This is a genomic window from Reticulibacter mediterranei, assembly GCF_016587455.1.
The window spans coordinates 2232435-2245522 of record NZ_BNJK01000001.1 but is presented as its reverse complement, the minus strand read 5'-3'; the positions used below and the strand labels follow the sequence as shown (position 1 = coordinate 2245522).

At 48.3% G+C, this 13088-nt stretch carries 12 protein-coding genes; 4 read left to right on the top strand and 8 right to left on the bottom strand.

Annotated elements, in window-relative coordinates; all coding sequences use genetic code 11:
* Nucleotides 1-57: 57 nt before the first annotated feature.
* Nucleotides 58-702 carry an RNA polymerase sigma factor gene (locus K3T83_RS09630; protein WP_220202753.1) on the top strand — a complete coding sequence of 215 codons (645 nt, stop codon included), beginning with the start codon at nucleotides 58-60 and terminating at the stop codon, nucleotides 700-702.
* 81 nt (nucleotides 703-783) lie between these two features.
* Here K3T83_RS09630 and K3T83_RS09625 read toward each other — a convergent pair whose 3' ends face one another.
* Together K3T83_RS09625 and K3T83_RS09620 are read right to left on the bottom strand one after the other, a co-directional pair.
* On the bottom strand, nucleotides 784-1272 hold the full coding sequence (locus K3T83_RS09625) for an LURP-one-related/scramblase family protein (protein WP_220202752.1): 489 nt from the start codon (nucleotides 1270-1272) through the stop codon (nucleotides 784-786).
* Nucleotides 1273-1518: 246 nt separating this feature from the next.
* A complete protein-coding gene (locus K3T83_RS09620; RefSeq protein ID WP_220202751.1) occupies nucleotides 1519-2892 on the bottom strand; it encodes an NAD-dependent succinate-semialdehyde dehydrogenase in 1374 nt (457 codons plus the stop codon).
* Between the two features lie 269 nt (nucleotides 2893-3161).
* Between K3T83_RS09620 and K3T83_RS09615 the strand changes: the two genes are divergently transcribed.
* Nucleotides 3162-4556, top strand: a complete 1395-nt coding sequence (locus K3T83_RS09615) for a winged helix-turn-helix domain-containing protein (RefSeq protein ID WP_220202750.1) — start codon at nucleotides 3162-3164, stop codon at nucleotides 4554-4556.
* A gap of 87 nt (nucleotides 4557-4643) precedes the next feature.
* Here the strand turns inward: K3T83_RS09615 and K3T83_RS09610 are convergent, their stop codons facing one another.
* A complete protein-coding gene (locus tag K3T83_RS09610; RefSeq protein WP_220202749.1) occupies nucleotides 4644-5354 on the bottom strand; it encodes a sugar transferase in 711 nt (236 codons plus the stop codon).
* Nucleotides 5355-5690: 336 nt separating this feature from the next.
* Here K3T83_RS09610 and K3T83_RS09605 point away from each other — a divergent pair, with 336 nt between their 5' ends.
* Together K3T83_RS09605 and K3T83_RS09600 are read left to right on the top strand one after the other, a co-directional pair.
* Entirely contained in the window at nucleotides 5691-6890 is a 1200-nt protein-coding gene (locus K3T83_RS09605) for a glycosyltransferase (protein WP_220202748.1), read from the top strand.
* 11 nt (nucleotides 6891-6901) lie between these two features.
* Nucleotides 6902-8440: a nucleotide-binding protein gene (locus K3T83_RS09600; RefSeq protein WP_220202747.1), complete on the top strand. Its 1539-nt coding sequence runs from the start codon at nucleotides 6902-6904 to the stop codon at nucleotides 8438-8440.
* 25 nt (nucleotides 8441-8465) lie between these two features.
* On the opposite strand, the gene K3T83_RS09595 is transcribed toward K3T83_RS09600, so the two are convergent.
* Genes K3T83_RS09595 through K3T83_RS09575 form a run of 5 tightly spaced genes read right to left on the bottom strand, consistent with a single transcriptional unit; the run spans nucleotide 8466 to nucleotide 13069 of the window.
* Nucleotides 8466-9326, bottom strand: coding sequence for a sulfotransferase family protein (locus tag K3T83_RS09595; protein WP_220202746.1), 861 nt, complete (start codon nucleotides 9324-9326; stop codon nucleotides 8466-8468).
* A 13-nt stretch (nucleotides 9327-9339) separates the two neighbouring features.
* Nucleotides 9340-9573 carry a hypothetical protein gene (locus K3T83_RS58785; RefSeq protein ID WP_505912365.1) on the bottom strand — a complete coding sequence of 78 codons (234 nt, stop codon included), beginning with the start codon at nucleotides 9571-9573 and terminating at the stop codon, nucleotides 9340-9342.
* A gap of 17 nt (nucleotides 9574-9590) precedes the next feature.
* Entirely contained in the window at nucleotides 9591-10055 is a 465-nt protein-coding gene (locus K3T83_RS58780) for a P-loop NTPase (protein ID WP_220202745.1), read from the bottom strand.
* Nucleotides 10056-10077: 22 nt separating this feature from the next.
* Nucleotides 10078-11199: a hypothetical protein gene (locus K3T83_RS09580; RefSeq protein ID WP_220202744.1), complete on the bottom strand. Its 1122-nt coding sequence runs from the start codon at nucleotides 11197-11199 to the stop codon at nucleotides 10078-10080.
* Complete coding sequence (locus K3T83_RS09575) at nucleotides 11192-13069, bottom strand: oligosaccharide flippase family protein (protein WP_220202743.1); 1878 nt, start codon at nucleotides 13067-13069, stop codon at nucleotides 11192-11194. Before K3T83_RS09575 ends, K3T83_RS09580 begins: the two co-directional genes overlap by 8 nt.
* Between the last annotated feature and the right edge of the window lie 19 nt (nucleotides 13070-13088).

Below are 13088 nucleotides of genomic sequence, written 5' to 3'. Positions count from 1 at the left end.
AGTTGGGTTTGTGATTACAAAAGCATACACAATGATACAGCTATAAGGATGTACCCTATGTATATACAAGAATGTGTATATGAGTGCCATGATCTACATGCTCGTAGTGAGGAATCGGCAGAATGCTCTGATCGCCAGTTGGTAGGGAGCGTTGTAGCGGGTGATCACGAGGCTTTTGACATCCTGGTGCGTCGCTATAGTTCGCCCCTCTTTACGTTTATTCGTCGCCACCTGACGGATAATGAACTGGCGCGTGATGTTTTGCAGTTTGTTTTCCTCAAACTCTACATGTTTATTCCCAAGCTTCATGCAAACTGGTCCACGTTGCACACAAATACACCTTTGAAGGCGTGGCTGTTCCAAGTGGCCTGGAACCGTTGCATGGATGAAAGGCGACGACGGCAACCTCTCCTCTTTTCTGAGCTGGAGCCAGCGCGCGATGATGAGGACGCCGCCTATCCCACGACGATACCCGATACCTACCCTCTGCCGGAAGAGGTGGCTGAATATCATGATTTACAGAAATCTCTGCAACGAGCGATTCAATCTTTGCCTCCCAAGTTCCGCTCCGTTGTGCAGTTGCGTTATACCAAAGAATTGAGCTTTGGCGAGATTGGACGTTTGCTCAATATGCCTGAAAATACTGCGAAGACTTATTTTCAACGCGCTCGTCCACTCTTACGCGCCGCGCTGGTGTCGTAGCTATGATTCATATAGCAGAGTGGCATCGAATAAAGAGCCTGAGAAGCGATTTCTCAGGCTCTTTTGATTATATTATATATCTTAAATTTTGCGATCTTCCCGTAATTCGTCAAGCACAATGGCGGTCGCGAGGATCAGCAAATCGTTGACGCCGGGTGCAACATCGACGGTATAGCTATCGCCGATAATGGAGAACTCTTTGCTGATATGCGCGAAGAGCCGCCCATAATGATCGACGATATTGAGATCCCATTCCTCGAAGCTTCCCTGTGCGTACAGGACCGTTCCATCGCTGTTGGCGACCTCGACATGCGGGTGTGGCTCGTCTCGCTTGTGGAGGCTGGCAATTTCTGCACCATGCATAAAAATGTCGTACTGGGCCGTGTGAGAGAAGATACGTTGTTTGATATGAAGAACTTCCTCACCTGTATTTCTGTCGCGGATAGAAAAGGTGTCGCCGATGTGGAAAAGGTCGCCGCTCACTTCAAAAACGACGTTATTGTTCTCATCGCGAATCACAAAATCATCTGTTGAAAGGCTGATGGCGCGCTCTTTGAGCCGATAACGCATAATTTACCTCCGTCTAGATTGGTCTCTCTTTGGCAAAAAGAAACAGTAGTGTATGATTGGCAGTATTCTCTCTTCTCTACGAGATGAAAGAGTACGAGTTGCAGTGGTTGAGTATACTCCTTGCTTGCTAGCAAAATAAAGGTTCTAATGGGGTAACGTGGGGAGGATGGAGGAGTAACTGGTGTAGGAGGCCAGGGAGAGAGGCTTCCCTTTCCCTGGCTACCAATGATCGCTTATTCGAAGAGACTATTGTTTGGGACCGACCCAGACTGTTTGCACGTTGACAAATTCCTGGATGCCGAACGTGGAGAGTTCTCGTCCATAGCCGCTGCGCTTGACGCCTCCAAAGGGTAGGCGCGGATCTGACGCGGTCATGCCATTTATAAAGACGCCCCCAGCTTCGATGCGAGCGGCTAGTTCACGGGCTCGTGTGATATCGCTGGTCCACAGATTGCTGCTCAACCCAAACTGCGAGTCGTTTGCCAGCTCTATCGCATGCTCGGCATCACGCGCATGAATGATGGCGGCTGCCGGACCAAACGTTTCCTCACGAAACATGGGCATATCTGGTGTAACGTTTGTGACAATCGTTGGGGTGTAAAAATAGCCTTTCCTCTCCAACGGTTTGCCCCCAAGCAGAACGCGGGCACCCATCTTGACGGTTTTTTGCACCTGTTTATCCAGGGCGTCACGTAGATCGGCGCGGGCAACGGGGCCAATCTGCGTCTGATAGTCCAGGGGATCTCCTACTCGTAACCTGGACGCAACCTCCACAAACTTTTGCTCGAATGCTTCGGCCACCGCATCAACGACAATAAAACGTTTGGCAGCAATACAACTCTGGCCGTTATTCTGGAAGCGGGCCGTTACTCCTATTTGCGCTGCTTGATCCAGATCCGCATCTGCCAGCACAATAAACGCATCTGAGCCGCCCAGTTCCAGAACGGTCTTTTTGAGGACATGTCCACTGGTGGCGGCTACCCTGGTGCCGGCCTCCTCGCTGCCTGTCAGTGTAACGGCGGCGATGCGCGGGTCTTCGATCAGGTGATCGGTTGTCGAGCCAGGTATCAGCACGGTTTTAAATATGCCATCGGGTAGCCCTGCCTCTTGAAAAATACGCTCGATTTCCAGAGCAGAGCGCGAGACGTTCGAGGCATGTTTGAGGATCGCCGTGTTGCCAGCCATTAACGCTGGTGCCGCGAAACGAAACACCTGCCAGTAGGGGAAGTTCCAGGGCATAATCGCGAGTACAACGCCCAGTGGACGAAATGCGACGTAGCTTTGTGTGGCATTGGTGGCGATGTTCTCATCTGCCAGGAATTGTTGCGCATGTTCGGCAAAGTAGTCACAGTTCCATGCGCACTTCTCTACTTCAGCCTCGGCTTCCGTGATCGATTTTCCCATTTCAAGCACAGCGATACGTGCCAGCTCTGTTTTGCGTTCGCGCAAATGGCGGGCCACATTCTGTAAATGGTGTGTTCGCTCGGCGAAAGAGGTTGCACGCCAACTGAGAAATGTCTGATGTGCTGAGGCCAGAGCTTCCTCGATTTTTCCCTGACTATATGGCTCAAATGTTTCCAGTACTTCTCCAGTCGTTGGATTAATGCTTTGAATGCTCATGGTTGTGCTCCCATCTTTTTAAGAACAGGTGACTTGACCTTTATTATATCCCATCTGAAATTCAGTGTGCAGGGAAGTTATAGAGGTCTCTTTTTTGAAAAATCTCTCTACAATCGTCATCTTGAATAGATAGTATTTTTTGAAGATACTGTGTGCTTGTAGGGAAACTGTTGACATATAGGCAAGAAGTGCGTAATCTGTGAGAGGACACTCCAGGAGAGAGGATAGAGCAACTCCATGATATCTTCTTGTGCCAGAAGGAATAGAGTATGGCGGATAATGATGATAAACGCCCTTTGATCTCTCGTGCAGGTGATATTCACTCTATCATTCGCACTGTGCAGACCGGGAAATCATGTATTCTTGTGGGTGTTGCCGGCATCGGGAAAACGACGCTGATGCGAGAACTGTTATCTGCCACCGTACGTGAACAGTATCTTGCCTCGGAAAAGGATCGCTTCATTTTTCTGCTTCTTGACGCGAATGAACTATCAAAACCTTCTGCTCTGGCCTACTATCGCCAGATGGCTCTGCTGCTTGAGCCGGTATTAGCCAGATATCACCTGCCCTTTTCGTCTAATGAGAATATACTGGCAGTTGATAATGAAGAAATCGTCAGAAAACTCCTGTTTGATCGGGTCGAGGCGATTGTCACTCATTGCGAACAGTGCAGGCTGGTTTTTCTGCTGGACAGGTTTGAGGTTGCCTTCACTGAAACTGAGCCACAGTTCTTTCGCGTTTTGCAAAGCCTGCGTAGTCGATCCAATGGACAGGTCTGTTATGTGGCTGCCAGCACAAATGTTCCCATGCTGATTTGTGATGAGCAGCACCAGAGAGTAGTACGCGAAATGTTTCCTGAACTGTTCAACGGCAATATCTACGGGATCAAGCCGCCGAGTGGACAGGACATGCAAGCTCTGCTTGACCAGGGATTGTTGTATCATCAGGCTTCTCTCCGCCTTCAGTTGTTGGAGATCACGGGGGGGCACCCTGGTTTGCTTAAAGCCGTGATGACTGTATGGAACGGTGCAGATAGCGCGCTGACAGGGCATGATCCTCAGGAACAGATCATCCACAAGCTGTTGCAGGAAACAACGATTGTAAGTCAGTGTGAGCAAATCTGGTACAGCTTGAGCGAGACAGAACAGTATTGTCTGAAACAGATCCGGCGCGGCCTTTTCTCTCAGCATGGTGACGCACCGCCTTTCAGTATGCGTCAGATACAATATGCGTTGCATATGTTGGCGCTGAAGGGGATCATACGCGAAGAACATCGCAGCAATAAATCCTATCAACCTTTCTCCTCACTGTTCGCATCTTATGTGGCCCAACAGTTTTCTGCGGGATTACCTGGTTTGCAACTGGATCTTCTTCAACAGCAGGTGTGGATTGATGGAACGCTGCGTGCGAGCCATTTAACGAATAAAGAGTTCCGGCTGTTGCGTTTTTTAGCCGAACATTCTGGCCGGGTCTGTTCGCGGGAAGAGACGACCCGGGCTGTCTATGGCGATATGTATAATCCAAAACGAGATGATGCTCGTCTCGATGCGCTGGTTGAGCGAACCCGCAAGAGTATTGGCGATGATGCCCGTCCACCACGTTTTATAGAAACTGTGCGTGGGGCAGGGCATCGTCTTCATGAATACCTGGGAGAACATTTTTAGTCTTCAGTCTTGCAACTGGCTCGCCTGTTGCCTGCCATCGGATAGAAACCGAACAATAAGCTGTTTCCTCTTGCTAGATGTTTGCTATCATGCTCCCGTGTGGATAATAAAGACCCGTAGCGTTTTGATCAGAATCGTCAGATCGTACAAGATCGAACGATGGTCTATATAGTACATATCAAGGGCAACACGTTCATCATAAGAGATATGTTGCCGTCCGCTGATCTGCCATAAGCCTGAAATGCCGGGTTTCACCTGTAGACGTTTATTGGCGTAGTGACCATAGCGCGGCAGTTCGCTGGGGTGAATGATGCGTGGTCCGATCAACGACATCTCTCCTATCAGGACGTTGAAAAGTTGAGGTAACTCATCCAGGCTGGTTGTACGCAACTGCCGACCAATACGTGTAATCCGAGGATCATCGGCAAGTTTCATGTTTTGTTGATATTTACGTAGTAGCTCTGGATGTTTTGTCAGATAATCGTCTGCATCAGGTATCATGGTGCGAAATTTCAAGGCATAGAAGTGGCGGCCGTGCATACCGATGATTTCCCGGAAATGGAGGATTGTGCCTCCATCATCCAGTTTGATGCGGATTGCTATCAGCAAGAAAATTGGTGAGAGTGCCACTATGCCGATAAGAGCAAGGACAATATCCAGTAACCGTTTGATGAAGGAGTATCCCGGCTTTGGTCGGTGAATAATTGCCACGTCTGTTCTGTAAGGTATTGTTATCCGAGACATTTTCTGATGACTGTTATATTCTACTTTCGATCCTTTGACTTGTGTGACTTGCATGCGCTCCATTCGCACCTCCACGTAAAACTATTTCATGCTATTTTCTCCTGCTGCTAGTCTATCAGCGTTGATATGCTCTTTATGGTAATAAAATCGTTGAGATACGATTGCGAATATATAAATTCGGTTAATTTTTCGTTTCTTATATATAAACATTATGTCTGCTGATTTTAACACTCTAGGTGTCAAGATTTATTAACCATTATCTGGAAATATTTCTCTATTCATAACTTTATGTCAACGCTAATGCCTCTCTCGCACATGTATATTGATGATGGCTATTGAAAAAGAATTTATATGTTGTTATGTGAGGTGCCTGTTTTTAAAGAGGTTGCAGTGCGTATTCTGTTTGTTGTTCCTTATGTACCTTCGCTCATTCGTGTGCGACCGTACCAGTTGATAAAAGCGCTCTCTCTAGATCATGAGATTTCGTTAGTAGCGCTTCTGTGTAATGAGTATGAGCAAGATATGGCTAAGGATGTGGCAAGATATTGTACGAGTATCGATCTTGTCCCTCTGTCTGAGTGGCGTGCATATCTCTATTGTCTAGGTGCGTTGCCAACAATGATGCCTTTACGCGTGGCCTATTATCAGTCATCTTACTTTGTGCAGCGTCTTGTAGATGTGGTTCATACGCACAAAATCGAAATAGTGCATGGTGAGTTGATCAAGGTTGTTCCAGCTTTAAAGGTACTGCAAGCACGGGTAAAGTTGCCGGTCATCTATGATTCTGTTGACTGCATATCGTCTTATTTGCAGCAGCAACATCGCTTTGCATCTAACCTTTTGCAGCGCCTTTTTATTAGGGCTGAGCTAAGAAAGATGCGAGGTTATGAGGCATGCGCCTTGCAGGCATTTGATCGCGTGATCATCACTTCAAAACATGATCAAGCGTTGTTGAGTGCTTTAATTGCAACTCAAGAAGGGGATGGCGGTTCCAACCATGTTCAGGTGGTGCCAAATGGAGTTGATACCAACTATTTTCAGCCTGTTTTAGAGGCAAGAGAGACAGACTCTCTCGTCTTTTGCGCTAAGATGGACTATTACCCTAATGCCCAGGCCATGCTGCTGTTTTGTCGGGATGTGTTGCCGCTGGTATGGGCGCAGCGGCCACTGGTACGCCTGACGATAGTTGGCAATAATCCGTCACCAGCGATAAGAGCATTAGCTGAAGATAGTAGAATTACTGTAACTGGCTATGTTCATGATATTCGGCCATACCTGAGCCGTGCTGCCGTTGCTCTGGCACCTTTACTGGTGGCCGCAGGTATGCAGAATAAAGTGCTGGAAGCTCTGGCGATGGCAACTCCTGTTGTCGCTACCCCCACGTCTTGTCGGGCTTTGCAGGTAAAAGATGGCGTCCACCTGCTGATTGCTGAAGAGGCACCGCTCTTTGCGAGGGCTATCTTGCGCTTGCTTGAAGATCGGTCGCTGGCAGAACGATTACAGATAGCTGGACGCGCCTATGTTGAAGCGCATCATTGCTGGCAGCATAGCGCTGATCTATTGTGTTCTATATATCACGCTATGCGATAAAGGATAGGGTCATGAGAGTAGTGGTGAGATCTCTGATAAGATGGGTTTGGATACTGGTATTGTGTGTCATCGCAGGGTTTTTTGGAGGAAAACAGATAGAAAGAGCGCTCCCTCCTACATATCAGGCCGTTGCTATTGTGCATTTGGATGTTCAGGCGCGCTCCGGGAGCGGCAACGGAATTCCGGTTGTGCAGTCTGTTGCCGCTTATGCTACGATGGCAATGGCTGATTCCATTATCAATGTTGTGCTGGTACATTATCCAGATCTCAATCGTCAGGCAATCTCCAGGGAGATTGTCACCACGCCTGATTTGAATGGACAAAATATTCTGTTCACTGTAACGCTTTCTCATGCCAGGGAAGCTGCCAGCCTCGCAAATGATCTGGCAAATGTATTTGTGGCTCAACAAAACGCTGCCATCAAGCAAGGGTATGAGAAGCAAATCAAGCTGCTCAATGATACAATCGCTAGCGAGCAAACGCAGATAGATGAGTTCAATCAGAAAATTGTGCAGACTCCTGCCACGAATACAATCGTCATTCAGCAGTATCAGGATCAGAGAAATCAGGTGCAAAATCTGCAAAATCAGAATGTGGCGGCGAGAGATAATCTCATCACACAACAGGCTCTCTATAGCGCACCTCTTTCGGTAATTCAAACGGCGACTCCTCCTCGTAAACCATCGATGGTATTAGGAACGCTGCCACTTGTACCTGTAACGATGCTGGCATTGCTCATGCTGGGCGGCGTCCTGATTTTCTGCCTCGAACGCTGGTCCAACCACATCAATAGCGCATATGTGTTGCAGAAAGAGGTGGCCTTGCCGGTGTTCGGCACATTGCGCTGGTGTGTGCCTACTCCTCACGAGATTCCGCTTCTGGCTTTCAGCGAGTTGAAACATCCTTATATAGAAGAGTGTCGAGTGATGATGGCTGATATTCTTTTGCAGGCTGAGAAGGCGCAGGCACGTGTGCTGGCGATTACTGCTCTCAAGTCGCATGCTGGCACCAGTACCGTTGCCGCTCAATTAGCCACGCTTTTGGCTCTCAGTAAGCGTCGGGTGCTGTTGATCGATGCGAATCTGCATCAACCATCCCTGCATGAGCGTTTAGATGCTCTCAACAATGTTGGGCTTGCACGTTTATTGGAAGAAGCCCGCATGATGAAGGGAAGCGTTTTTGCTTCGGGTGCTGTCAGCGTTATTGATCGTCTGGCCATCGATAATTTTATTGTGCCCACTGCCTTGCCCAATCTTTTCCTTTTATCATCTGGTATGCCATCCACGAATCCCGCCAACCTGTTAAGCATGCCAGAGATGGAGCAGTTTCTCAAATGGACGGCAACCCGTGCCGATTACGTTGTGATCGATTGCCCTGCTCTCGCATTTTCCGAGGCGCATATCTTAGGGGTGTTGAGCGACCAGACATTTGTGGTGATTGATGCTACCAGAGATCGTCTCAAACAGGTGGCGGCGATGAAAGATGAATTGACGGGAGGCCGTGTCACGCTGGCCGGGTTGATTGTGAATAAATTGAATCGCTGGATATAAACGTTTCTCCTGCCTCCTGGCAGAACTATTTCCAGCCGAAGTCTCTTCCCAATAACGTGTAAAGTCGCTCATTGTCTGGCTGAAATCGTTCTGCTAGGAGTTGTCGGGTAGCAGGCAGCATTTTTTTGTGCAGGGAGGATTTCTGACCATTATATGGTTTGAATTCTGGTTTGAAATTGCCGACCTCAATCGTTGAACTAGAAATGTGTAAGAAATCCAGCGTTTGTGTGAAGATGGCGGCTGGATTATTGTACATATCTTCACTTTTGATAATCAATATCTGTTCTCGTGGAAAGCATACAAACCATCTCTCCAGTTGTTCTGCATATTGCCCCCTAGAGATATAAGAGAAATGCAGGTGGGGAAAGCTTTTGCCGTATGCAAGTGTTTGTATCACCCCCTGCATTCTTTCTTCCTCCTGCTCAAGAGCATCTTCAAACGAGAGATGTTCATTTCTCCAATCTACTTCCCAGCAATAGTGTGAAAACGCCCTTTCAATTGGATTGCGTAATAATGCAATCAGTTTTATCTCTGGCAAAAACTGTGCAACTCTTTGTGGCACATATGGATGGAAGAGATAATAGGGGCTAGCTTCACCTGTAATGATTATTTGCCTGCGGATAGTTTGTATGTAATACATATGAGGGAGCGCGGGAAATTGACCTCGATACCAGGAAAAGCCACGCTGATAGTTATAATCGAAAAAGTGGACCTCTTTGTGGAGCGCGGGCGCGATCCCAGGATGCTGAATAAGATAATTATACAAAGAAGTAGTCCCACTTCTGGCCGAACCAATAATAATAAAATTCGGGAGCAGGCGCAGGCGGCTGGTAACGGTGCGATATGCTGTCAAAGCGCTCTTTGCCGTTTCCTTCAATAGATTCATAGATGCATTCTCCTTATTTTGTGCTGTTCAGTATTCTCTGTGTATTGGTGGTAAGCCTATTTATAACCTCTGCGCGATAAGACTCGATCATGCCTGTATTGCAGCATCTTGCCAGTTCAACGTCGAACGGGATTTGTATGAGCAACGGAACATCAAGGAGATCGTGAAAACGATCCAGCGTAGCGGGCATAGGATGCACCATATTTTCGACCATGCCGATGATTTGACACTTGTACTGTCGAATCATATTCACACACCTGTTCGTTACTGTTTGTACCAGTTGTTGTGGCGGTGAGACAATGATGATGCCATCGAGTGAAGAACTGTTATCGGCACGTCAGATGTGCCAGTCGGAACATCAACAATGAGGTAATCGAGATCTCCCCAACTGGTATCGTTGTAAAGCTGCTTGAAGGCACTGGAGACCATCGGGCCGCGCCAGACGAGAGGCTCGCTTTCACGTTCCTGGAAGATGTCGAAGGCCATACATTTGATCCCAAGCCGGCTGAGCAGGGGTTCTACCTGGTCTTGTTCATTGAATGCAAGCTGTTTTTCCAGGCCAAACAGGTGGAGGAGAGCAGGGCCGATCAGGTCGCCATCGAGCAGGCCAACCACATTATGTTCACGTTGCAAGCAGGCAGCCAGTAAGCCAGCTATTGTTGACTTGCCAGCTCCACCTTTCCCGCCCATAATCGCAATGGTTTTCCTTGCTTTGCGTGGCAATTTCATCAATAAATTCCCTTTCAGCTTTTTAATCGAAAATAACCTGTAAGATTGTGTTTACAATCTTATGCGAAGCTGCCTCTGCGCTCTGCCAGAAGCTCTGTACGGCGCTGAAGTCGTGTTTTCTTTCCAGTGCGTTTAGGATATGTTGTGTCAATACATGGGGATCTGCCGTACTGATCGTAATGTTGGGGAAGGTTTGCGCATATTCTCCCATGCCTCCTGCTCCCACCTGATCCTCTGCATCCAGAGCCGGGATGCAGACAGCCGGTACTCCTGACCCAGCGATTTCGTTGACGGTGCTATAGCCAGCCATCATGACGACAGCAGAGGCGATATCAATATAGTCATTGAGCAATGGCTCAAAACGGCTGACGTAGCATACAAAGTCATCCACAGTAGGCAGGTCGCCGCTGAAATGAGGCCCGGGGATAGCAATAAGCCTGGTTTGAGGATGTTTGGAGAGGATTTGCTCTCTAGCACCCAGGATGATATTGAGTAAGCCTCTGGCGATATCCCAGCCGCCACCGCCAAAAGTAACCAGTAGAATCTTCTGTTCGGTGCTGAGACCGAGCTTCTCTTGTAGCATTCCGTTGTCAGGCAGTTTTTTGTAGCGTACCAATGGGCCTGCATAAAGTGTTGGGCCGCGATAATGAGCGATCAAATCCTGGTCTGCTGGCAGCACCTCTGCCTGTTGTTGTAGCACGATGAGTTGATGCACTTCGTTAAGGAGGGGAAGGTGATGGCGAAATTGATCGCGCAAAGCTTCTCCCAGCGAACCCATGACGATCTGTTTGATCCCTGCGTCCTGGGCCGCGCGATGAAGCGGCGGACGAAGGAGCGTTTCATGAATCATCACATCGGGCTGGAAAACCTCAATGGTTTTACGAGCAATTTGTTCGATATGTTCATTTTCGCTGGCCTGCCCTGGAATAAGTATCCAGGGATAGCCTGTTGGATCAATAAAATCTTCCCCTCCTTCGATGAGAAAAAGAACCTGTAGGTCAGGCATGGTAGCTTGTAACCATTGCGCTACTGCTATTGCACGATTGATATGTCCCAGCCCTACATGATTGATGGCGTGAAACAGGACGCGTCGGGATCTCGGAGCATTGAGTCGTTGCGGAAGAAACCATAAGTTATTATTCATGAGTTATCTGTATTCCCTTTTGTTTGTTCTTCGTCTCTCTGGTTGTAGTGAGGTGAAGGAGCCGTTCTTGCCTTTGCCCTGTTGTCGCTTGCCTGGATGGTTTGCTCCTTGCTGCGATATGAATAGTGTCGAGTTTGAGCTTTTGCTTTAATCGATGTAATACATGATTATCTTCAGGGCTGGTGCCAAATAATCGTAATATCCAGGCATAGAGCGTGAGAAACACGGGGATCAGGCTGATTTCGACGGGAATATGGACATGTCCAATATGCATTGTCCATTTGGTGAAGGAGATGAGATAAAGCATCTCGCCTGTTACTAGCGAACTGATGAGGCCCGCACCCAACGGCTTGAGCGTCTCTTTTTGATATGGTTGTACATGCAACAGAAAACGTACCTGAAGGAGCCGCATAATATTGACGATTGCAGTTGCCAGTCCGGTGCTGATCGCGGTTCCCATTGCGCCATAGCGTGGCGTGAGGAGAATACCGAGCGTTATGTTGATGACAACGGCCACCAGAGAGTTGATGAAGGATAATTTCTGGTGCCCCGTCATCAGGAGCATGATGCCAACAGAGCCAGTGCCTGCATTTGCCATTCCTCCGAGGCCAAAGGCGATCAGCAGCGGCCAGGCTGCGATAAAATCTTTCCCGGACAGAATTTCAAGAAGAGCCGTTGAGAAGAGGGCGGAGATGCAGAAGAGAGGGAGGCTGAACGTGATGGCCCATTGCGTGACCACCTGAAACATCGCCTCCAATTTCTGTTTTTCCCCCTGGCTGTGCAATTCTGCAATTGTGGGGCTAAACATGGCATTGAGCGAGGTCAGGGGCATAGCAATAAAGCCGCTAATTTTGATGGCCGCGCTGTATTGCCCAATCCCAATTTTAGGAATGCCGAAATATCCTAGAAGAAGCGTATCGATGGCATCGAGGATGATATCAACGATGTTGGTTAAGAAGTTGGGGGCTGAAAACCCAAGCCATTCGCGGACATCATAATCGCTTTTTGCAACCTCCATTCGGGCAACTCGTCCAAAGAGAAAGTAGAAGCTGGAGAGCGTACTGAGTAATGTGCTGATGCTGGTAACGATGGTGATTGCAAGCAAACTCTTAGGGAAAAAGGCGCATGTTGCGAGCAGAAGTAGCAGCACGATCGCAGGAATAGCGATTCGTTGAGCAAGAACGCGCTTTTTGAAGTCTTTAAACCCCTGTAATCCGGCGATCCAGATCATTTGCATAGAGGTGAGAGGGATGATTGGAGCCATAAGTTGTAACAATGGGGCTGTTTCTGCATGGTGAGTTAGCTGTGTTGCCAGCAATGGGGCAAAGTAAAGGATGCCCAGCCCGCCAAGCAAACCGGCGATGCCAGCGAGAGCAGTACAGAAAATGATCAGGTTCCGAACCAACCCTCCCTGCTGCTTGCTCCGATAGATAGCGATATAGCGCACCATTGCATCATCGAGGCCGAAGGTGAAGAGAGAAGCTATAAAGGATATAACTGAGAAACTGAGAGCATACAATCCAAATGAGGCAGCACCTAGCCCATGTTGCATCAGGAAGGTGCTGCCAGTTTTGAGTATATAGCCCACAATATTGCCGATGCCTGAGATAGTAGCACTGCTTGCGGCTCCCGAAATTTCCGATTGCATTGTTGGAGCAGATTGTTTTTGTTGCCGCGAAATGCTTGTCAGGATCATCATCGGGATAGTTGCTTGATAATAGAAAGGATTATCCGGTTCAATTTCTGCTGCATTGCATGCTGGCACCTTCGTTGTTGGTATCTCCTGGATGTCCTTTTCTTGTCGCAGAGAGACGAAGGCAAGGCGGCGATAGCGTCTCGCTGACTGATGTGGTTTTGGAGGAGTCTGCACCTTTACCTGCTCTCCTTTG

What these genes read in the sequence shown, in the direction of transcription:
- K3T83_RS09630 (WP_220202753.1), top strand. Translation starts at nt 58, where the DNA reads ATGTATATACAAGAATGTGTATATGAGTGCCATGATCTACATGCTCGT.
- K3T83_RS09625 (WP_220202752.1), bottom strand. Translation starts at nt 1,272, where the DNA reads ATGCGTTATCGGCTCAAAGAGCGCGCCATCAGCCTTTCAACAGATGAT.
- K3T83_RS09620 (WP_220202751.1), bottom strand. Translation starts at nt 2,892, where the DNA reads ATGAGCATTCAAAGCATTAATCCAACGACTGGAGAAGTACTGGAAACA.
- K3T83_RS09615 (WP_220202750.1), top strand. Translation starts at nt 3,162, where the DNA reads ATGGCGGATAATGATGATAAACGCCCTTTGATCTCTCGTGCAGGTGAT.
- K3T83_RS09610 (WP_220202749.1), bottom strand. Translation starts at nt 5,354, where the DNA reads ATGCAAGTCACACAAGTCAAAGGATCGAAAGTAGAATATAACAGTCAT.
- K3T83_RS09600 (WP_220202747.1), top strand. Translation starts at nt 6,902, where the DNA reads ATGAGAGTAGTGGTGAGATCTCTGATAAGATGGGTTTGGATACTGGTA.
- K3T83_RS09595 (WP_220202746.1), bottom strand. Translation starts at nt 9,326, where the DNA reads ATGAATCTATTGAAGGAAACGGCAAAGAGCGCTTTGACAGCATATCGC.
- K3T83_RS58785 (WP_505912365.1), bottom strand. Translation starts at nt 9,573, where the DNA reads ATGATTCGACAGTACAAGTGTCAAATCATCGGCATGGTCGAAAATATG.
- K3T83_RS58780 (WP_220202745.1), bottom strand. Translation starts at nt 10,055, where the DNA reads ATGAAATTGCCACGCAAAGCAAGGAAAACCATTGCGATTATGGGCGGG.
- K3T83_RS09580 (WP_220202744.1), bottom strand. Translation starts at nt 11,199, where the DNA reads ATGAATAATAACTTATGGTTTCTTCCGCAACGACTCAATGCTCCGAGA.